The organism is Streptomyces luteosporeus, from assembly GCF_039532865.1.
Taxonomy (GTDB): domain Bacteria; phylum Actinomycetota; class Actinomycetes; order Streptomycetales; family Streptomycetaceae; genus Streptomyces; species Streptomyces luteosporeus.
In genome coordinates this window covers 358,785-378,931 of sequence record NZ_BAAASL010000002.1, presented here as the reverse complement: position 1 = coordinate 378,931, position 20,147 = coordinate 358,785, and the positions used below count along the sequence as shown (strand labels likewise).

General features: G+C 71.8%; 19 protein-coding genes and 1 pseudogene. 10 read left to right on the top strand and 10 right to left on the bottom strand.

Annotated elements, in window-relative coordinates; translation table 11 throughout:
- Nucleotides 1-122 precede the first annotated feature (122 nt).
- From nhaA to ABD361_RS03875, 4 genes are all read left to right on the top strand, one after another.
- Entirely contained in the window at nucleotides 123-1,520 is a 1,398-nt protein-coding gene (nhaA, locus tag ABD361_RS03890; protein WP_344433220.1) for a Na+/H+ antiporter NhaA, read from the top strand.
- 105 nt (nucleotides 1,521-1,625) lie between these two features.
- A complete protein-coding gene (locus ABD361_RS03885) occupies nucleotides 1,626-2,084 on the top strand; it encodes a phage holin family protein (RefSeq protein ID WP_344433219.1) in 459 nt (152 codons plus the stop codon).
- Nucleotides 2,081-3,079 carry an alpha/beta fold hydrolase gene (locus ABD361_RS03880; protein WP_344433218.1) on the top strand — a complete coding sequence of 333 codons (999 nt, stop codon included), beginning with the start codon at nucleotides 2,081-2,083 and terminating at the stop codon, nucleotides 3,077-3,079. Before ABD361_RS03885 ends, ABD361_RS03880 begins: the two co-directional genes overlap by 4 nt.
- A 115-nt stretch (nucleotides 3,080-3,194) precedes the next feature.
- A complete protein-coding gene (locus ABD361_RS03875; RefSeq protein ID WP_344433217.1) occupies nucleotides 3,195-3,413 on the top strand; it encodes a hypothetical protein in 219 nt (72 codons plus the stop codon).
- Nucleotides 3,414-3,461: 48 nt separating this feature from the next.
- Here ABD361_RS03875 and ABD361_RS03870 read toward each other — a convergent pair whose 3' ends face one another.
- The 3 genes from ABD361_RS03870 to nth all read right to left on the bottom strand — a co-directional run bounded on the left by ABD361_RS03870 (nucleotide 3,462) and on the right by nth (nucleotide 6,527).
- Entirely contained in the window at nucleotides 3,462-4,661 is a 1,200-nt protein-coding gene (locus tag ABD361_RS03870) for a MarP family serine protease (protein WP_344433216.1), read from the bottom strand.
- Nucleotides 4,662-4,743: 82 nt separating this feature from the next.
- Nucleotides 4,744-5,451 carry an NUDIX hydrolase gene (locus ABD361_RS03865; RefSeq protein ID WP_344433286.1) on the bottom strand — a complete coding sequence of 236 codons (708 nt, stop codon included), beginning with the start codon at nucleotides 5,449-5,451 and terminating at the stop codon, nucleotides 4,744-4,746.
- Nucleotides 5,452-5,507: 56 nt separating this feature from the next.
- A complete protein-coding gene (nth, locus tag ABD361_RS03860) occupies nucleotides 5,508-6,527 on the bottom strand; it encodes an endonuclease III (RefSeq protein ID WP_344433215.1) in 1,020 nt (339 codons plus the stop codon).
- A gap of 249 nt (nucleotides 6,528-6,776) precedes the next feature.
- Here nth and ABD361_RS03855 point away from each other — a divergent pair, with 249 nt between their 5' ends.
- The gene (locus ABD361_RS03855; protein ID WP_004939715.1) at nucleotides 6,777-7,451 is read left to right on the top strand and encodes a Crp/Fnr family transcriptional regulator; all 675 of its coding nucleotides are present in this window, start codon (nucleotides 6,777-6,779) and stop codon (nucleotides 7,449-7,451) included.
- A 74-nt stretch (nucleotides 7,452-7,525) separates the two neighbouring features.
- On the opposite strand, the gene ABD361_RS03850 is transcribed toward ABD361_RS03855, so the two are convergent.
- The 5 genes from ABD361_RS03850 to ABD361_RS03830 form a co-directional block, all read right to left on the bottom strand.
- Complete coding sequence (locus ABD361_RS03850) at nucleotides 7,526-8,356, bottom strand: MBL fold metallo-hydrolase (RefSeq protein ID WP_344433214.1); 831 nt, start codon at nucleotides 8,354-8,356, stop codon at nucleotides 7,526-7,528.
- Complete coding sequence (locus ABD361_RS03845; protein ID WP_344433213.1) at nucleotides 8,353-9,258, bottom strand: NUDIX hydrolase; 906 nt, start codon at nucleotides 9,256-9,258, stop codon at nucleotides 8,353-8,355. The genes ABD361_RS03850 and ABD361_RS03845 overlap by 4 nt, the downstream gene beginning before the upstream one ends.
- Before the next feature lie 91 nt (nucleotides 9,259-9,349).
- Nucleotides 9,350-9,826 carry a RidA family protein gene (locus ABD361_RS03840; RefSeq protein ID WP_344433212.1) on the bottom strand — a complete coding sequence of 159 codons (477 nt, stop codon included), beginning with the start codon at nucleotides 9,824-9,826 and terminating at the stop codon, nucleotides 9,350-9,352.
- Nucleotides 9,823-9,981, bottom strand: coding sequence for a Sp36 family protein (sp36, locus tag ABD361_RS03835; protein ID WP_093708112.1), 159 nt, complete (start codon nucleotides 9,979-9,981; stop codon nucleotides 9,823-9,825). The genes ABD361_RS03840 and sp36 overlap by 4 nt, the downstream gene beginning before the upstream one ends.
- Nucleotides 9,982-10,063: 82 nt before the next feature.
- Nucleotides 10,064-11,290 carry an IS110 family RNA-guided transposase gene (locus ABD361_RS03830; protein WP_344433211.1) on the bottom strand — a complete coding sequence of 409 codons (1,227 nt, stop codon included), beginning with the start codon at nucleotides 11,288-11,290 and terminating at the stop codon, nucleotides 10,064-10,066.
- A 487-nt stretch (nucleotides 11,291-11,777) separates the two neighbouring features.
- Here ABD361_RS03830 and bagA point away from each other — a divergent pair.
- Together bagA and bagB are read left to right on the top strand one after the other, a co-directional pair.
- Nucleotides 11,778-12,755, top strand: a pseudogene (bagA, locus tag ABD361_RS03825) (ATPase BagA); the annotation flags it as partial.
- 244 nt (nucleotides 12,756-12,999) lie between these two features.
- Nucleotides 13,000-14,406: an ATPase BagB gene (gene bagB, locus ABD361_RS03820; RefSeq protein ID WP_344433210.1), complete on the top strand. Its 1,407-nt coding sequence runs from the start codon at nucleotides 13,000-13,002 to the stop codon at nucleotides 14,404-14,406.
- Between the two features lie 244 nt (nucleotides 14,407-14,650).
- On the opposite strand, the gene ABD361_RS03815 is transcribed toward bagB, so the two are convergent.
- Nucleotides 14,651-14,986 carry a WhiB family transcriptional regulator gene (locus tag ABD361_RS03815; RefSeq protein ID WP_344433209.1) on the bottom strand — a complete coding sequence of 112 codons (336 nt, stop codon included), beginning with the start codon at nucleotides 14,984-14,986 and terminating at the stop codon, nucleotides 14,651-14,653.
- A gap of 385 nt (nucleotides 14,987-15,371) precedes the next feature.
- Here ABD361_RS03815 and ABD361_RS03810 point away from each other — a divergent pair, with 385 nt between their 5' ends.
- Nucleotides 15,372-17,708 (top strand): transglycosylase domain-containing protein, encoded by a 2,337-nt coding sequence (locus ABD361_RS03810; protein WP_344433208.1) that lies wholly within the window; start codon nucleotides 15,372-15,374, stop codon nucleotides 17,706-17,708.
- Nucleotides 17,709-17,814: 106 nt separating this feature from the next.
- Here ABD361_RS03810 and ABD361_RS03805 read toward each other — a convergent pair whose 3' ends face one another.
- Nucleotides 17,815-18,279: a GatB/YqeY domain-containing protein gene (locus ABD361_RS03805; protein WP_344433207.1), complete on the bottom strand. Its 465-nt coding sequence runs from the start codon at nucleotides 18,277-18,279 to the stop codon at nucleotides 17,815-17,817.
- A 151-nt stretch (nucleotides 18,280-18,430) separates the two neighbouring features.
- Here ABD361_RS03805 and ABD361_RS03800 point away from each other — a divergent pair, with 151 nt between their 5' ends.
- On the top strand, nucleotides 18,431-19,357 hold the full coding sequence (locus ABD361_RS03800) for a metallophosphoesterase (RefSeq protein WP_344433206.1): 927 nt from the start codon (nucleotides 18,431-18,433) through the stop codon (nucleotides 19,355-19,357).
- Between the two features lie 37 nt (nucleotides 19,358-19,394).
- The gene (locus ABD361_RS03795; RefSeq protein WP_344433205.1) at nucleotides 19,395-20,144 is read left to right on the top strand and encodes a Pr6Pr family membrane protein; all 750 of its coding nucleotides are present in this window, start codon (nucleotides 19,395-19,397) and stop codon (nucleotides 20,142-20,144) included.
- Nucleotides 20,145-20,147 lie beyond the last annotated feature (3 nt).

Genomic DNA, 20,147 nt, shown 5'->3' with positions numbered 1-20,147 from the left:
GTGGGGCGTCGCGTCAATTTCGCGACAAGAATTCAGGGCGCGCCGGGAAGTCTGGTCGGCAACAGCAGCACACGTGCATCCGCACGCGTGTCGCCGACAGCAGACCCAGGAGGTTCCCCACTGTGGCCGCGCCCAAGACCCGTCGTTCCGTCTTCCTCGGCAGGCTGCCCCTGCCCGAACGGAACTATCTCGCGGACGCGCTGCGGGCCGAGACGGTCGGCGGGGTCCTGCTGCTGGCCGCCGCCGTGGCCGCCCTGATCTGGGCGAACACGCCGCTGCGCGAGGGCTACGAGAGCGTCCGTTCGTTCCACATCGGACCCGCCGCGCTCGGGCTCGACCTCTCCGTCCAGCACTGGGCGGCCGACGGCCTGCTGGCCGTCTTCTTCTTCGTCGCCGGCATCGAGCTCAAGCGCGAGCTCGTCGCGGGTGAGCTGCGCGAGCCGAAGGCCGCGATCCTCCCTGTGGTCGCGGCGGTCTGCGGCATGGCCGTGCCCGCGCTGGTCTACACGGTGGTCGCGGCGAGCGGCGGTGGTTCGCTCGGCGGCTGGGCGGTCCCCACGGCCACCGACATCGCCTTCGCGCTCGCCGTCCTCGCGGTGATCGGCACGTCGCTGCCGTCGGCGCTGCGGGCGTTCCTGCTGACCCTGGCCGTCGTCGACGACCTCTTCGCGATCCTGATCATCGCGGTCTTCTTCACGTCGAAGCTGAACTTCGCCGCCCTCGGCTTCGCCTTCGTGGGCCTGGTGGTCTTCTGGCTGCTGCTGCGCAAGGGCGTGCGCGGCTGGTACGTCTACGTACCGCTGGCGGTCGTCAACTGGGCGCTGATGTACAACAGCGGCGTGCACGCCACCATCGCGGGCGTCGCCATGGGCCTGATGCTGCGTTGCACTCGCCGCGACGGCGAGCAGCAGTCCCCCGGCGAGCACATCGAGCACCTCGTGCGGCCGCTGTCGGCGGGTCTGGCCGTCCCGCTGTTCGCGTTGTTCTCCGCGGGAGTGCGGGTCTCGGGAGGGGCGCTGGCGGACGTCTTCACGCGGCCCGAGACGCTGGGCGTGGTGCTGGGACTGGTCGTGGGCAAGGCGATCGGCGTCTTCGGCGGCACCTGGGCGGCGGCCCGTTTCACCCGGGCGGAGCTCAACCCCGACCTGAAGTGGCCGGACGTCCTGGCCGTCGCTTCCCTGGCCGGCATCGGCTTCACGGTCTCCCTGCTGATCGGCGAGCTCGCCTTCGGCTACGACGAGGGCCTGGGCGGTGAGGTGAAGGCGGCCGTCCTCATCGGGTCGCTGATCGCGGCCGTCCTGTCGAGCACTCTCCTCAAGCTGCGCGACAACAAGTACAAGAAGCTGTGCGCAGAAGAGGACCGCGACGAGGACGAGGACGGCATCCCCGACATCTACGAACAGGACAACCCCGAGTTCCACTTGCGCATGGCCGCCCGGTACGAGGCGAAGGCAGCCGAACACCGCAGATTGGCGGAAGTCGCCGCAGGACGCACCACCCGGGACGACGGTCCGGCATGATCTGAGAGTCTTTACATTCACGGAGACCGCCGCCGAACCGGCCCCCATGGGGCGGGCGGCGGCCGTGCCGCGAGGACGAAGCCGATGACGATGAGGGAGCAGGCGATGAGCGCAGCCGACGACGGCGCGAACCGCAGCCTCGGCCAGCTGGTGGCACAGGCCACCACCGAGCTGTCCGCACTGGTGCACGACGAGATCGCGCTGGCCAAGGCGGAACTGCGCCAGGACGCCCGGCGCCTGGGCATCGGTGGCGGCGCCATCGCCGCCGCGGGGGTGCTGGCGCTGTTCTCCCTGCCCGTGCTGAGCTTCGCCGCGGCGTACGGGATCCACAGCACCGGCCTCGGGCTCGCCTGGTCGTTCCTGATCACCGGCGGCGCCTACCTGGTGATCGCGGCGATCCTCGGCCTGCTGGCGATCGCCAAGTTCAAGAAGATCAAGAAGCCCGAGAAGAGCATCGCCTCGGCGAAGGAGACGGCGGCCGTGCTGGGCACCGTCAAGCCGCACCCCCGGCCCGTGGCCGACACGAGCCGGACGGACGCATCTGTGACACGCTCGTCCGTATGACGGTGCCCGATACCTCCGCAGCGCCCGCATCCCCCGACCCCGAACGACGTCCGGCGCCCGCATCGCCCGTCCCGGCGGCGCCCTCGCCCGCCGCGGTCGTACGTCCGGAGGGCCCCTGGACCCATCGGGACGTCGCCGCGAACGGGGCGCGGTTCCACATCGCCGAGATGGGCGAGGGGCCGCTGGTGCTGTTCCTGCACGGCTTCCCGCAGTTCTGGTGGACGTGGCGGCACCAGCTGCCGGCGCTGGCGGAGGCGGGCTTCCGGGCCGTGGCGATGGACCTGCGCGGAGTGGGCGGCAGCGACCGTACGCCCCGGGGCTACGACCCGGCGAACCTGGCGCTCGACATCACCGGGGTGGTCCGCTCGCTCGGCGAGCCGGACGCCGCGCTGGTCGGGCACGACCTCGGCGGCTACCTGGCGTGGACGGCCGCGGTGATGCGGCCCAAGCTCGTGCGCAGGCTCGTGGTGTCCTCGATGCCGCACCCGCGCCGGTGGCGTTCGGCGATGCTCTCCGACCCGCGGCAGAGCGCGGCGAGCTCGCACATCTGGGGATTCCAGCGGCCCTGGCTGCCCGAGCGGCGGCTGCTGGCGGACGACGCCGCGCTGGTGGCACGGCTGATCCGCGAGTGGTCCGGGCCGCGGCTGCCCGACGACGAGACGGTGGAGACCTACCGGCGGGCCATGTCGATCCCCTCCACCGCGCACTGCTCGATCGAGCCGTACCGCTGGATGGTGCGCTCGATGGCGCGGCCGGACGGCGTCCAGTTCAACCGCCGCATGAAGCGGCCGGTGCGGGTGCCGACGCTGCACCTGCACGGATCGCTCGATCCGGTGATGCGGACGCGCAGCGCGGCGGGCTCCGGGGAGTACGTGGAGGCGCCCTACCGCTGGCGGCTCTTCGAGGGGCTCGGCCACTTCCCCCACGAGGAGGATCCCGCGGCCTTCTCGACGGAGCTCATCAACTGGCTGAAGGACACCGAGCCGGACCGCTGACGGAGCCACACCGGTGTGAACATCCGTTCATCGAACGGCCATTTGCCTCGCGCATAGGCCAATTGCCGGTCCCGCGGGCGATTACCGACCTCCGGCCCCGGGCAGAGCTTCAGGTATGGGCTGGACGCACGACTACCGTGACGCAACGGACGTGACCGACGTGACGCAGCAGCGCGGCGCCGAGGGCGACACCGCGCTCGCCGTCACGACCGCCCCCGACCGGGCCGCCCTGCGGCCACAGGCGGGGCCGGATCCCCGGATCGGCATTCCGCGCATCATCCGCCGCCGCGCCCGCTGGGTCTCGGCGCGGCTGCGGCACCCCCGCAGTCGCTGAACCGCCCGCCCGTCAGCCGTACGCATCCTTGAGGGCTTCCCTCAAGGCTCACAGGGCGCAGCTCTGGGTGTTGACCCTGCCTTCGGCCGTGCTGCCGTACACGGCGTCCTGGTGGACCTCGTCGGCCGTCAACGCGTAGCCGGTCTCGGCGTTGTCGAGGGACTTCGCGAAGACCACGCCGTAGACCTTGCCGTCCGGCGTGAGCAGCGGACCACCGGAGTTGCCCTGCCGGACGGTGGCGTACAGCGAGTAGACGTCGCGGCGAACGTTGCCGCGGTGGTAGATGTCCGGGCCGTTGGCCTGGACCCGGCTGCGGACGCGCGCGGCCCGCACGTCGTACGCGCCGTTCTCCGGGAAGCCGGCGACGATGGCGCTCCTGCCGGTGTCGGCGTCGGACCCGGCGAACCGCAGCTCCGGTGCGTCCAGCGACGGCACGTCCAGCACCGCGATGTCGCGCTTCCAGTCGTAGAGCACGACCGTCGCGTCGTGCAGCCGGCCCCGGCCGCCGATCTGCACGGTCGGCTCGTCGACGCCGCCGACCACGTGCGCGTTGGTCATCACCCGGTGCGGGGCGAAGACGAAACCGGTGCCTTCGAGCACCTTGCCGCAGCTGGGGGCGTTGCCGACGACCTTGACGATGCTGCGCTGCGCCTCCACGGCGACCGGGCTGCCAGCCAGCGCGGGGTCGGGCGGCGGCACCGAGGTGATGGGCTCGGTGGAGAACGGCGCGAAGACCTGCGGGAAGCCGTTCTGCGCGAGGGCGCTGCTGAAGTCCGCGAACCAGGTGTTCGCCTGCGGCGGCACCACCCGCGCCACCCCGAGGAGCACCTTGGAGCCGCGGACCTCCCGGCCCAGCGTCGGCAGCGTCGTACCGGCGAGGGCCGAGCCGATGAGCCAGGCGACCAGCAGCATCGCGGTGACGTTGACGAGCGCCCCACCGGTCGCGTCCAGGGCGCGCGCCGGTGACCACGTGATGTGGCGGCGCAGCTTGTTGCCCAGGTGGGTGGTGGCGGCCTGGCCGACGGAGGCGCACAGGATGACGACGGCGACGGCGGCGACAGCGGCGATCGTGCCGGGCTGCGCGTCGTCCGTCGCACTGTCCCAGATCACCGGCAACGCGTACACGGCGGCGAGGCCGCCGCCGAGGAAGCCGATCACCGAGAGCACGCCGACGACGAAGCCCTGTCGGTAGCCGATGACCGCGAACCACACGGCGGCAACCAGCAGCACGATGTCCAGCACGTTCACCGAAGAATGCCTCGCATTGTCGTCGTCCGGGGGCGGCGCCGGGGTCCGCGGCAGGCCGCCGGGGGCCACCGTCTCATGCCGGTCAGGCCCGCGCGTCCAGGGGGACCTCCCGCTCGCGGTCCCACGGCCGCTCCCAGCCGGCGAAGTGCAGGATGCGGTCGATCAGGCCGGCCGTGAAGCCCCACACCAGCGCCGGGCCCACCCGGAACGCCGGACCGCGGTGACCGCTGGGATGCACCGCCATCGCACGGCGCCCGGGGTCGGTGAGGTCGGCCACCGGGACCGTGAAGACGCGGGCGGTCTCCTGCGGCGAGACCGGCGCCACCGGGCTGGGCGTGTGCCACCAGCCCAGGACGGGCGTCACGACGAAGCCGCTCACGGGGATGTACAGCCGCGGCAGCACACCGAAGAGCTGCACGCCGGAGGGGTCGAGGCCGGTCTCCTCCCGGGCCTCGCGCAGGGCCGCCCGCAGCGGGCCGTCGCCCTCCGGGTCGCCGTCCTCCGGGTCGAGGGCGCCACCGGGGAAGGACGGCTGGCCGGCGTGCGAGCGCAGCGTCCCGGCGCGCTCCAGGAGCAGCAGCTCCGGGCCGCGCTCGCCCTCGCCGAACAGGATGAGCACCGCGGACTGCCGGCCCCCCGTCTCGGGCGGCAGGAACCGGCTGAGCTGGTGCGGCTCCACGTGCCGCGCGGCACGCTCCACCGGCTCCAGCCACTTCGGCAGCCCCTCGGCCGTCACCTCGACCCGGCCCTCGCGGCCCCGGGCCACCTCGTGGCCGTACGTGCTCGTCATCGCCTTCCCCCGGTCGTCGTCCTCTGCTGCGGTGCGGTCGTGCGGCATGCGTCCGGTCACGCGGCTCCCAGGGGAGGCGCGGGCCGGCCCGGATAGTCCGGCGGCGGCTTCAGCCGCTGGCCCGGCTGGCCGCCCAGCTCGTACTTGAGCAGCTTCCGGGCCTTCTCCGGATCCGTCTCGCCCTCGCCGAAGGAAGGGCACAGCGGGGCGATGGGGCAGGCACCGCAGGCCGGCTTGCGGGAGTGGCAGACGCGCCGACCGTGGAATATCACCCGGTGCGAGAGCATCGTCCAGTCGCTCTTCGGGAAGAGCGAGCAGACATCGGCCTCGACCTTCTCCGGATCTTCGGCGGCCGTCCACTTCCAGCGCCGCACGAGCCGGCCGAAGTGCGTGTCGACGGTGACGCCGGGCACGCCGAAAGCGTTGCCCAGGACGACGTTGGCGGTCTTGCGGCCGACGCCGGGGAGCGTGACGAGGTCCTCCAGCCGGCCGGGCACCTCGCCCCCGAAGCGATCCCGCAGGGCGGCGGACAGGCCGATGAGGGACTTCGCCTTGGCCCGGAAGAAACCGGTCGGCCGGATCAGCTGCTCCAGCTTCTCCGGATCGGCCGCGGCCATCTCCTCGGGCGTCGGGTACGCGGCGAACAGGGCGGGCGTCGTCTGGTTGACCCGCAGGTCGGTCGTCTGGGCGGACAGCACCGTGGCGACCAGGAGCTGGAAGGGGTTCTCGAAGTCCAGCTCGGGGTGGGCGTACGGATACAGCTCGGCGAGCTCGCGGTTGATCCGGCGGGCGCGCCGGACGAGCGCCGTCCGGGACTCGCACCAGGCGGCGGCGGTCGTGCCGGCGGGCTTCTTCGCCGCCGTCTTCTTGGCGGCCGCCTTTTTGCCTGCCGTCTTCTCGGCCGCCGTCCTCTTGCCTGCCGTCCTCTTGGTCGGCGGCTTCTCCGCAGGCGGCTCCGCGGCCGCCTTCGCCGCGCCTCTGGGCTCCGCGGCGGCGGACCGGCCCGCCCCGGCCGCGTCCTGCGATTCGTTCGGTTTTGCGGTTTTCGTCTTCTTCGCGCCGGGGCGTTCGCCCACAGCGGAATCACGGGCCGCGCTCACCCTTCAGGCCCCCTTGCCCTGTGCTCTCACCGGCGTATTGGACACCGGCCAGACTAGAGCCCACCACCGACATCCGCCCCGGCCGCAGAAAAACCACAGCCCAATCGGACCCCTGCCGTAGGGGTTCCGGCGACGATGCGCCACACTTGTGTTTGATCACACAGTTTTACCGACGGGCATCATGGGGACCACGGTCCTCTGTGCATGTCGACAAGGAGAGAACTCGTGGACGACGTTCTGCGGCGCGCCCCGCTCTTCGCGGCGCTCGATGACGAGCAGGCCGCCGAGCTGCGCGCCTCGATGGGCGAGGTCACGCTCGCGAGGGGCGACGCCCTGTTCCACGAAGGCGACCCGGGCGACCGCCTCTACGTGGTGACCGAGGGCAAGGTGAAGCTCCACCGGACCTCCCCCGACGGCCGCGAGAACATGCTGGCGGTCCTGGGCCCCGGCGAGCTGATCGGCGAGCTGTCCCTCTTCGACCCCGGTCCGCGCACCGCCACCGCCACCGCGCTCACCGAGGTCAAGCTGCTCGGCCTCGGCCACGGCGACCTGCAGCCCTGGCTCAACGCGCGCCCCGAGGTGGCCACCGCCCTGCTGCGCGCCGTCGCCCGCCGCCTGCGCCGCACCAACGACTCGATGTCGGACCTCGTCTTCTCCGACGTGCCCGGCCGCGTCGCCAAGGCCCTGCTGGACCTGTCCCGCCGCTTCGGCGTGCAGTCCGAGGAGGGCATCCACGTCGTGCACGACCTCACCCAGGAGGAGCTCGCCCAGCTCGTCGGCGCCTCCCGGGAGACGGTCAACAAGGCCCTCGCGGACTTCGCCGGCCGCGGCTGGCTCCGCCTGGAGGCCCGCGCCGTGATCCTCCTGGACGTCGAGCGTCTGGCCAAGCGCTCCCGCTGACACCGGGCCCGGGGCTCCGCAGCGCACCAACGGCGCCGCGGAGCCCTTCGGCGTACCCGGGCACCGGCGAGGCCTCAGATGAGCCCGTGCTCCTCCAGGTAGTCCAGCTGCGCCCGCACCGAGAGCTCGGCCGCCGGCCACAGGGCACGGTCGACGTCCGCGTAGACCGCGGCGACGACCTCGGGTGCCGTGCGGTGGCCGTTCTCCACGGCCGTCTCCACCTGGGCCAGGCGCTTGGCCCGGTGCGCCAGGTAGTACTCGGTGGCGCCGCGCGCGTCGTCCAGGACCGGACCGTGGCCCGGCAGCACCGTCGTCACGCCCTCCTCGACCGCGAGCAGGCGCAGCCGGCGCAGCGAGTCGAGGTAGTCGCCGAGCCGCCCGTCGGGGTGGGCCACGATCGTCGTGCCCCGGCCCAGGATGGTGTCGCCCGTCAGCACGGCGCCGTCGGCGGGCAGGTGGAAGCACAGGGAGTCGGCCGTGTGGCCGGGCGTGGAGACCACGTGCAGTTCCAGGCCGCCCGTGGTGATCACGTCGCCCACGCCCAGGCCCTCGCCGCCCAGCCGCAGCCCCGGGTCCAGCGCCCGTACGTGCGTGCCCGTCAGCTCGGCGAAGCGGGCCGCGCCGCCGGAGTGGTCGGCGTGTCCGTGCGTGAGCAGGGTCAGAGCCACGCGCTTGCCGGCGGCCTCGGCGGTGGCGACGACGTTGCGCAGGTGTGCCTCGTCGTCCGGCCCGGGGTCGACGACGACGGCGAGGTCGGAGTCCGGTTCGGCGAGGATCCAGGTGTTGGTGCCGTCCAGCGTCATCGGGGACGGGTTCGGCGCGAGGACACAGGTCGCCCGGTCGGTCGCGGGGCCGCCGATGGCGCCCGTGCGCGGCTGTCCCGGCAGGTCGGTGGCGTGCGTCATGCGTCGGCTCCCGCAGGTCCTCGGTCGGTCGGCCCGGCGATCCGGACGACGTCGATGTGCTTGGTGAACTCGTCGTGCCCGGGCCAGCTCAGCACGATCTCTTCCCCGTCCAGCCGTGCCTGTGCGAGGACGGGCGTGAGATCCCGGTCACCCGAGGCCGCCAGCACCTCGGCGGTGGTCGTGTACGGCAGCAGGGAGCGCAGCGTGGAGATGGTGGGCGGCATCATCAGCAGCTCGCCCCGGTCGTAGCCGCCGGCCGCGGCCGCCGGGGCCGTCCACACCACGTGGTCGGCCTCCGTGGAGGCGTTGCGGGTGCGCTGGCCCTCCGGGAGCGCGGCCACGAAGAACCAGGTGTCGTAGCGGCGCGGCTCGAACTCGGGGGTGATCCAGCGCGCCCAGGCGCCCAGGAGGTCGCTGCGCAGCAGCAGGCCGCGCCGCTCCAGGAAGTCCGCGAATGCCAGCTCCCGGCTGACCAGGGCCGCGCGGTCGGCCTCCCACTCCTCGCCCGTGGTGTCCGCGACGACCGTGTCCGGGGCGGGGCCGGCCAGCAGGACGCCCGCCTCCTCGAAGGTCTCCCGGACGGCGGCGCACACGATGGCCTGTGCGCCGGCGCTGTCGGTACCGAGCCGGCGTGCCCACTCCTCGGGCGCCGGCCCGGCCCAGGGCACGTCCCGCTCGTCGCGCGGGTCGACGGAGCCGCCCGGATACGCGTACGCGCCTCCGGCGAAGGCCATGGAGGCGCGTCTGCGCAGCATGTGAACGGCGAGCCCGCCGGCCGCCGCGCGCAGCAGCAGGACGGTCGCGGCACGGCGCGGCGCCACGGGCCGCAGCTCGCCGCCGGCGAGCGCTCTGATCCGGTCCGGCCACTCCGGCGGGTACCACTGGCCGTTCGAAGTCGACATGACCGGATGCTATGCGCTCACGTGCGGATGTTCGAGAGCACCGGGTCGGGCGCGGGTCCGAGGCGCACACCGCTGACCCGGGAGACCGGGATCAGTCCCGGACCTCCACCTGGATCTCGACCTCGACCGGAGCGTCCAGCGGCAGCACGGCCACGCCCACGGCGGAGCGCGCGTGCACGCCCTTGTCGCCCAGGACCTCGCCCAGCAGCTCGCTCGCACCGTTGATGACGCCGGGCTGACCGGTGAAGTCCGGGGCGGAGGCCACGAAGCCCACGACCTTCACCACGCGGACGATCTTGTCCAGATCGCCGATGACCGACTTCACGGCCGCCAGGGCGTTCAGCGCACAGGTGGCGGACAGCTCCTTGGCCTGCTCGGGGCTCACCTCGGCACCGACCTTGCCGGTCACCGGGATGGCGCCCTCGACCATGGGCAGCTGGCCCGCGGTGAAGACGTACGCGCCGGAGCGCACGGCCGGCTGGTACGCCGCGAGCGGCGGGACCACGGCCGGCAGTTTCAGGCCGAGCTCGGCGAGCCGCGCCTCGACGGCACCCGCTGCCGCGGTCACTGCTTCGCCCGCTTGAGGTAGGCCACCAGCTGCTCGGGGTTGTTCGGCCCGGGCACGACCTGGACGAGCTCCCAGCCGTCCTCGCCCCAGGTGTCCAGAATCTGCTTGGTCGCGTGGACGAGCAGCGGCACCGTCGCGTATTCCCACTTGGTCATGGCCTGACTGTAATGCCTCGCACCGACGGCCTCGTGCGTAGCCCGCCCGGCGACTGGTTAGACACCTCACGCTCCTAAGGTGTCAAGCTACGGCCGCGAGGGCGGTCGGGAAGGCCGTCTCCTCGTCGAACAGGACACGGTTCTTCAGGCAGTGGTAGAGCTGTCCGATCATGCGGTTGAAGAGGTGCCTCTGGGCGGCAGCGTGCCAGTCTCCCTGGGCGCGACGGTGTCGGTAGTGGGCCTTGGCGCCGGGTGAGTTGGTCAGCGCGGAGAAGGCCCAGAGGTAGCCTGCGTGGTTGAGGCGGTCGTTCTTCACCCAGCGCCGGGTGATGCTGGACTTCTTACCGGAGGCCCGGGTGATGGGCGAGGAGCCGGCGTATGCCTTGAGGCCGCGGGCGTCGGCGAAGCGGTCGCGGTCGTCCCCGAGTTCGGCGAGCACCCGGGCGCCGAGCTGGACGCCGAGTCCGGGGAAGCTGAGGAGGATGTCAGCGTCCGGGTGCTGAGGGAAAGCCGCCTCCACCGCCTCGGCGAGGTCGTCGGCGGCGGTGCAGGCCGCGGTGAGCTGGACCAGGAGGGCGAGCATCTGCCGGCCGAGGGCCTCCTCGACCAGGGGCGGCTGGTGAGCCCAGTCGGCGCGGAAGACCTCGCGGAGCCGCTCGGCCTCGGCGTCGATGCCGCGCTGGCGGCCGGCGCGCTTGAGCGCTGCGGCCAGCTGGGGGCGGGTCAGCCGGGCCGCCCGCGACGGGGTCGGGGCCACCTTGAGGACCTCCCGGGCCTCGGGGCGGCATAGGCCGTTCTTCCACGGCTCGAAGGCGGCCAGGGCGGCTGGGTAGTACTCGCGCAGCAGGGAACGGAGCTGGTTGGAGATCTGCTGGCGGTTCCAGACGGTGTCCTGCTGGGCGCGCGCGAGAACCGCGACAGCGCGGGCGAGATCGCTGTCGTTGGGCAGGGGCCGGTGGGCATGCATGTCGGTGCGGAGGATGTTCGCCAGGACGAGGGCGTCGCCGGGGTCGGACTTCTTCCGGCTGACGCTGTGCCGGTCGCGGTAGCGGGCGGCGGCCATCGGGTTGATCGCGAAGACCTTCCGCTTGCCAGTCCGCAACACGGCGACCAGCAGACCGCGGGACGTTTCGATGGCCACCGGGATCGGGGTGTCCTCGGTGTCGCCGTACTCGGCGAGCAGGTCCAGCAGGATCCGGTAGCCGGCCGCGTCGTCGGTGATGTGCCGCTTGGCCAGCAGCTGGCCCGAGTCGTCGACCAGGGCCACGTCGTGCGACCGTTCCGCCCAGTCGATACCGCAGTAGATCAAGTTGCTCCTCCCCTGAGCATGGACGATTTGCGCTGGTCACGAGCGCATGCGGGCCACGCAGCGACCTAATTCCAGGACTCAGCACGGGGCTGGTCCGCCACCTCACTAGCCGTTCGTGGCACCAGCGCACCGCGCGGGCCTCGGTCTATACGGGAGCTCGGACAGGCTCGGGCGTAACAAGAGGTCACCGCGCGGCGGGCTCGCACCACGAAGATCAACGAGCGAATGCAGCATCGGGTGGTGGCGGCCACGAGGACGCCGAACGCCGCCGGTCTCATGCGAGGCATCGAGCGCCCGGCCAGTGTTAGGCATCCGGCCGGCGCCCACGCGACCGCCACCACCTCGAGCACGAGGACCGACCGCACGGTCTAACCAGAGGCCTCACAAGCCCCGCTCCACTAAGGCGTGACGGCCCTCAGCACTCGAACGACCGGATGTTGCCCACCTGGTTCCGCCCGGCCGTTACCAACGAATTAGGCTCCGCTTCATGAGCAGGCTCCATGTCGTCAGCGGCAAGGGCGGTACCGGCAAGACGACGGTCGCCGCGGCCCTCGCACTGGCCCTCGCGGCCGAAGGAAAGCGCGCTCTGCTGGTCGAGGTCGAAGGCCGGCAGGGGATCGCGCAGCTCTTCGAGACGGAGGCGCTGCCTTACGAGGAGCGGAAGATCGCCGTCGCGCCCGGTGGTGGTGAGGTGTACGCGCTCGCCATCGATGCCGAACGGGCCCTCCTGGACTACCTCCACATGTTCTACAAGCTGGGCACCGCCGGACGGGCGCTGAGAAAGATCGGCGCGATCGACTTCGCGACGACCATCGCGCCCGGGCTGCGGGACGTCCTGCTGACCGGCAAGGCGTGCGAGGCGGTGCGCAGGAAGGACCGCAACGGACGCTTCGCCTACGACTACGTGGTCATGGACGCGCCCCCCACCGGTCGCGTCACGCGCTTCCTCAACGTCAACGACGAGGTGGCCGGGCTGGCCCGGATCGGGCCGATCCACAACCAGGCGCAGGCCGTCATGCGCGTCCTCAAGTCCCCCGAGACGGCAGTGCACTTCGTGACGCTGCTGGAGGAGATGCCCGTCCAGGAGACCCGGGACGGCGTCGCCGAGCTGCGGGCGGCCGGGCTGCCGGTGGGCGGTGTCGTCGTCAACATGGTGCGGCCGCAGGTCCTCGACGAGCAGGCCGTGGACGCCGCCGCACACAGCCGGCGCCCGGACGTGGTCCGCGCCCTGGAGTACGCCCTGGAGCGCACCGGCTCCGGCGGCGCACGGCGCACGGGCCGCGGCGAGCCGCTCGTGGAACCCTTGCTGCAGGAAGCGCGCGAGCACACGGAGCGCCTCGCGCTCGAGCGCCGGGTCCGCGCCGACGTCGCCGGCCTGGGCCTGCCCACCTACGAACTGCCGCTGCAGGGCGACGGCATGGACCTGGCCGGTCTGTACCGCATGGCCCGCGCCCTGCGCCATCAGTGGACGCAGGCGCAGGCACCGGCGCAGACGCAGAGGCAGCCGCAGGAAACCCCGCAGGGGCAGCGGGCACAGCCGGGACAGCAGTCGCCACCCGTACCGCGGGACCGGCGGCACGCGGACGGTACGCCCGGGGGCGGCGCGCCCGGCCCCGACGCGGACGGCGCGCACGGCGCGCGTACGGGCGCGGCAGCCGCCCACGACACCACGACCGACACCCACGGCAGCACCACCAAGGAGTGAGCGGGTGAGCCTCGATCCGGCGGCGGAGCCGCTCGGCATAGATCCGATCCTGGACGACAGGCGCACCCGCATCGTGGTGTGCTGCGGTTCCGGCGGCGTGGGCAAGACCACCACCGCGGCCGCCCTGGGCCTGCGGGCCGCCGAGCGCGGCCGCAAGGTCGTCGTCCTGACCATCGACCCGGCCCGTCGGCTCGCCCAGTCCATGGGCATCGACGAGCTGGACAACGTACCGCGCCGCGTCCCCGGCATCGACGGCTCCGCCGGCGGCGAGCTGCACGCCATGATGCTCGACATGAAGCGGACCTTCGACGAGATCGTCGAGGCGCACGCCGACAAGGACCGCGCACGGGCCATCCTGGACAACCCCTTCTACCAGTCCTTGTCGGCCGGTTTCGCGGGCACGCAGGAGTACATGGCCATGGAGAAGCTCGGCCAGCTGCGCGCCCGCGACGAGTGGGACCTCATCGTCGTCGACACCCCGCCGAGCCGGTCGGCGCTGGACTTCCTGGACGCGCCCAGCCGCCTGGGGTCGTTCCTGGACGGCAAGCTCATCAAGCTGCTGATGGCGCCCGCGCGGGTCGGCGGGCGGGCCGGGATGAAGTTCCTGGGCGTCGGCATGTCGGTGATGAGCGGCCCCCTGAACAAACTGATGGGCGCCCAACTGCTGCAGGACGTACAGACCTTCGTCGGTGCGATGGACACCATGTTCGGCGGCTTCCGTACCCGGGCCGACGCCACCTACCGGCTGCTGCAGGCGCCCGGTACGGCCTTCCTCGTCGTCGCCGCGCCCGAGCGGGACGCGCTGCGGGAGGCGGCGTACTTCGTGGAGCGCCTGGCGGCGGAGCGCATGCCGCTGGCCGGTGTGGTGCTCAACCGGGTCCACGGCAGCGGGGCGGACCGGCTGTCGGCGGAACGGGCGCTGGCCGCCGCCGAGGCCCTGGAGGGCGGCCTGGTGAACGGCCCAGGGGAATACACAGAAAATCTTGACGGCGACGGCATTGTGGATCGTGGCAGCGGGCAAGCTGGCTCACGTACCGCTGACGACCCTGGCACCCTCACTCCCACGGACACGTCCTCTCCCTCCCCCGAGAGGGGCTTCCCCCAGCCCACGTCCACGGGACCGAGTGCCGCGGAGCTCGCGGCGGGGCTGCTGCGGCTGCACGCCGACCGCATGCAGGTCATTGCCCGAGAGCAGCGCACCCGCGACCGCTTCACCGCGTTGCACCCCGACGTACCGGTGGCGGAGGTGGCTGCGCTGCCCGGCGACGTGCACGACCTGGCCGGGCTCCGCTCGATCGGTGACCGGCTCGCCCAGCAGACGACAGCCGCCCAGCAGACGACAGCCGCCGACCAGACGACAGCCGGGGAACGGGCGGCCACCGACGCGAGGGAATCGGCCGATCCGAGCTGACACGCGCAGGCTCGTGGCGCCGGGCCCCTGACCGTCACCGCGGAGGGAGCCGCAGGGGTGTGGGAGGGCGGCCGCGGCACGGGCCGTACGTGAGTACGGCATCGGCCGTACGCAGGACGCGGAGCCGTGCCCTGGGCGCCGTACACCAGCCGTACGCCGGCCGTACGTCGGCCATACGTCAACCGTGGGCGCCGTAGCCGTACGTCAGGCGCGTCAACGCGACAGCGTGCAGGTGCCCGCAGGCCTACCCGACCGCGGCGTACTCGTCGTAGCCCGGCTCGCCCAGCGGCAGCATCCCGGCGCCGCGCTCGTACTCCGTACGCGCGGTCTCCAGGAGCCGGCGCCACGACGTCACCGTGGGCCTGCGCCGCAGCAGGGCCCGCCGCTCGCGCTCGGTCATCCCACCCCACACGCCGAACTCGACGCGGTTGTCCAGCGCGTCGGCGAGGCACTCGGTGCGCACCGGACAGCCGGTGCAGACCGCCTTCGCCCTGTTCTGCGCTGCGCCCTGAACGAAAAGTTCATCCGGATCGGTCGTGCGGCAGGCGGCCTGCGCACTCCAGTCGGTTACCCAGCCCATGCTGGCGCCGTCCTCTCCCGAATCGAGGCTCCCCCACGGCGGCAGCGGCATATTCACCGTTGCCAGTTGAGGACGTTACGGAAGCCCGACAGGGGGCAACACCCCCTGCGGGCCCAATCTTGAATGGCCCGAACGGACTATGCGTACGCGGCAGATCACCCAACGGAGTGAGCTGGCGACATGCGGGACCTTTCCCTCCATAGAGGGGCAGTCCACCCGGGGAGCGACGGGCAACCACCATCAGAGGCGGCAATACGGACACCTCTCATCACTCACAAGAGTGAGCGTGAAGGTGAGGTGGGAGAGTGCCTGAAGTGACTGGCGTGAAACAGCGTAGGCGAACACACCTGCGCCTGTCCTCGGAATGAGAACGTAGGCTTCGCACATGGCTATGAAGCGCTCGGGCGAGGGTCCCTCCAGGACCCGACAGGCCGCGAAATTCCTCGGCGTCAGCGTGCTCTCGGGAGTCGTGCTGGCAGGTCTGGCCCTACCGGGCATCGGCGCGTTCGGCCTGGTGGCCAAGGGCACCGTCGAGGGCTTCGACGAGATCCCGGCCAACCTCAAGACGCCGCCGCTCAGCCAGCGCACCACCATCCTCGACGCCCAGGGCGGCGAGATAGCCAAGGTCTACTCGCGCGACCGCACCGTGGTGCCGCTGAACGACATCTCGCCCTACATGCGCGAGGCAATAGTGGCGATCGAGGACGCGCGCTACTACGAGCACGGCGCGATCGACCTCAAGGGCGTCCTGCGCGCCGTCAACAAGAACGCACAGTCCGGCGGCGTCTCCGAGGGCGCCTCCACGCTCACCCAGCAGTACGTCAAGAACGTCTTCGTCGAGGAGGCCGGCGACGACCCCGAGAAGGTCGCCGTCGCCACCCAGCAGACCCTCGGCCGCAAGGTCAAGGAGCTGAAGTACGCGATCCAGGTCGAGAAGGAACTGGGCAAGGACCGCATCCTCAACAACTATCTGAACATCACTTTCTTCGGGCAGCAGGCCTACGGCGTCGAAGCCGCCTCGCAGCGCTACTTCAGCAAGCACGCCAAGGACCTCACCCTCGGCGAGTCCGCGCTGCTGGCCGGCATCGTCCAGTCGCCGAGCCGCTACGACCCCGTGCGCGCCCCGAAGGAGGCCACCAAGCGCCGCAACACCGTGCTGCAGCGCATGGCGGACCTGAAGTACATCAAGCCGGAGGAGGTCGCGGCCGAGCAGGCCAAGCCCGTCAAGCTCAACGTCTCCCGTCCCAAGAGCGGCTGCATCACCGCCGTCGACAACGCCGGCTTCTTCTGCGACTACGTGCGCGAGACGTTCCTGCAGGACCCCGTCTTCGGCAAGACCAAGGAGGCGCGGGCCAAGCGCTGGAACGAGGGCGGTCTGGTCATCCGCACCACCCTCGACCCGCAGACCCAGAAGTCCATCCAGAAGTCGATCAGCGATCACGTCTACCAGAGCGACTCGGTGGCCACCGCCGTGACCATCGTCGAGCCCGGCACCGGCAAGGTGCTCGGCATGGCGCAGTCCCGCCCGTACGGCTTCGGCGAGCACCAGACGCAGATCAACCTCTCCGCCGACAAGTCCATGGGCGGCTCGACCTACGGCTTCCAGGTCGGCTCGACCTTCAAGCCGATCGTCGCCGCGGCCGCCCTCGAACAGGGCACCTCGCCGTACCAGACGTACTCCTCGCCGTACCGCATGCCGTACCCCGAGGAAGTCGAGACCTGCGGCAAGCCGTGGAAGAACAGCATCGGCGAGACCGTCCAGAACGAGAACCGCAGCGAAGTCGGCCCGTACGGCATGCGCGAGGCGCTGGCGAAGTCGGTCAACACCTACTTCGTGCAGATGGTCGGCGACCTGGGCCTGTGCCCCGTGATCAAGATGGCCGGCAAGATGGGCATCAAGCCGGCCAGCGGCGGCAAGTTCGACGAGAACCCCTCGCTCACCCTCGGCGGCGCCGAGGCCGGCATGTCCCCGCTGACCATGGCCTCCGCCTACGCGACCTTCGCCAACCACGGCACCTACTGCTCCCCCGTCCTGATCGCCTCGGCCACCGGCCCCGACGGCAAGTCGCTGAAGGTTCCGCAGACCAAGTGCTCCCGGGCGATGTCCGAGCAGACGGCCGACACGATCAACAGCCTGCTGAAGGGCGTCGTCGAGGACGGCACCGGCAAGGAGGCCGGCCTCAGCGGCCGGGACAGCGCGGGCAAGACCGGTACGACGGACGAGCGCAGGGCCGCCTGGTTCGTCGGCTACACCCCCAACATGGCGGGCGCCGTGTGGGTCGGCGGGCCCGAGGACGCGGTCTCGATGGAGAACATCACCATCGGCGGCGTCTACCACGACAAGGTCTACGGCGCCGACACCCCCGGCCCCATCTGGCGCGACGCGATGAACGGCGCCCTGGACGGCAAGGACGCCCCCTCCTTCGGCGGCGCAGCCGTCGGCGGCGGGGACAACGCGAGCGGCGACCCGGGCACCGGTGACAAGCGCGGCACGGGCCGCGGCGGCCGCAAGCCCGGCAACGGTACGGGCGGTACGGGCGCGGGCGGCGGCAAGCAGGGCAACAAGCCCGGCACCGGCAAGCCGGGCCACGGCAAGCCCGCCACCGACACCCTCGACAGCAAGCCCGGGACGCCGGCCCTGCCCGGCGGCGACGCCCTGCCCGGCGGCACCCCGGCCGGCACTCCTGGCGGCACCCCTGGCGGCACTCCGGACCAGGGCTGATCAAGGATCCGGAACCTGAGAGAAGGGGGCGCCCCCGCTGTCGTGACGGCGGGGGCGCCCCCTTCTTTACGTATGGTGGTGCTCTTTACGTACGGTGCTGCCTGCCTCAGCCGACCAGGTGGCGCTTGACCGCGGCGGCCACGCGGCCACCCTCAGCACGGTCGCCGACCTTCGGCTTCACGATCTTCATGACGGCGCCCATGGCCTTCGGCCCCTCGGCACCGGCCGCCGCGGCCTCGGCCACGGCCTCCGCCACGATCGCGTCCAGCTCCTCGTCGGACAGCTGCTCCGGCAGGTAGGAGGCGAGCACCTCGCCCTCGGCGCGCTCGCGCTCCGCCGATTCCGCCCGGCCGCCCTTGTCGAACGCCTCCGCGGCCTCCTTGCGCTTCTTCGCCTCGCGCACGATCACCTTGAGCACCTCGTCGTCCGAGAGCTCGCGCGCCTGCTTGCCGGCGGTCTCCTCGTAACCGATCGCGGAGAGGGTGAGGCGGAGCGTGGAGGCGCGCAGCTCGTCGCGCGCCTTGATGGCGGTCGTGAGGTCGTCCTGGAGCCTGGACTTCAGCGTGGTCATGGCGCAATCTTCGCATCCCACCCCGGCCGACGCCCCGTATTAAAGGCCCCGGCAAGGCTCGGGCAAGGTCCCGGCAAGGCCCGGGCCGCCCCCCTGGGACCCAACTCCCCTACGTGCGCTGGCGGCCCCGCGGTCTGGGACGATGGACGACATGCGTGCGCGATACGGAGTACCCCTGGGAATCACCGCGGTCGGCGCGGCGGGCCTCGCCTATGCCGCCGGCTTCGAAGTCCGCTCCTTCCGGCTGCGACGGGTCACCGTACCCGTGCTGCCGCAGGGCATGCGGCCGCTGCGGGTGCTCCAGGTCTCCGACATCCACATGGTCGGCGGCCAGCGCAAGAAGCAGCGCTGGCTGCAGTCGCTGGCCGGGCTGCGCCCCGACTTCGTCATCAACACCGGCGACAACCTCTCCGACCCGCAGGGCGTCCCCGAGACCCTCGACGCCCTCGGCCCCCTCATGCGCTTCCCGGGCGCCTACGTCTTCGGGTCGAACGACTACTACGGCCCCAAGCTGCGCAACCCCGCCCGCTACCTCGTCGAGCGCATGACCGGCCGGCACGGCCTCAACGGGAACACCCCCGTCGTCGGCGCGATCCACAACCCCTGGGAGGAGCTGCGCGACGGCTTCGACGCGGCGGGCTGGGTCAACCTCACCAACACCCGCGGCACCCTCAAGATCGACGGGATGGAGATCGCCCTCACCGGCCTCGACGACCCGCACATCAAGCGCGACCGCTACCAGCAGGTGGCCGGCGGCCCCGAGGCCGGCGCCGACTTCTCCATGGCCGTCGTCCACGCCCCCTACCTGCGCGTTCTCGACGCCTTCACCGCCGACCGCTACCCGCTGATCCTCGCCGGTCACACCCACGGCGGCCAGCTGTGCATCCCCTTCTACGGCGCCCTGGTCACCAACTGCGACATCGACACCGACCGGGTCAAGGGCCTGTCCACCCACACCGCCGGCGGACACCGCTCCTACCTGCACGTTTCCGCCGGCTGCGGCACCAACCGCTACACCCCGGTCCGCTTCGCCTGCCCCCCGGAGGCCACCCTCCTCACCCTCGTCCCCCACAGCTGACCAGGGGCCCCACAGAGCACCCGCATACGGTGGGGGGATGACCGACCCGACATCCCCCACCACCGCGCGCCCCGCCCTGCCCGACACGGCGGAGGCGCCGGCGCCCACAGGCCGCCGCCCCTACGCAGCGGCCTTCCGCGCGCTCATCGCCCTGACGGCGCTCACCGGCGTCGTCCTGGACACGATCGACTCCGACGACCTCGGCCGGCTCTTCAGCTACTTCACGATCCAGTCCAACCTGCTGCTGGCGATCGCCTGCGCCTGGTCCGCCCACCGCGCCTGGACCGCCCGCCCCGCACTCTCCCCCCGCATCACCGGCGCAGCACTGCTCTACATCTCCATCACGGGTCTGGTCTTCCACTTCGTGCTGTCCAACGACGCCAGCGGCTTCGCCATGACCAGCCAGCGCACCCCCCTCGAATCGGTCGCCAACCAGCTCCTGCACACCGTGACCCCCCTCACGGCCGCCCTCGACTGGCTCCTGCTCACCACCCCCGGCGGCTTCCTGCTCCGCCACGCCTGGCAGTGGCTGGCCTACCCCCTCCTCTACCTCCCCTTCGCCCTCGTCCGCGGTGCCCTCCTCGCCCCCGGCACCGACGGCCGCTACCCCTACCCCTTCCTGGACGTCGACCTCCACGGCTACGCCGGCATCGCCACCAACGCCGTCGTCTTCGGCCTGGCCTTCTACGCCCTGGCTCTCACCCTCGTCCTCCTCGACCGCATACGCCCCCATCTGCAGCCCCGGCGAAACCGGATTTCACCTACGGCCTCCGGTCGGCTAAAGTAGTCC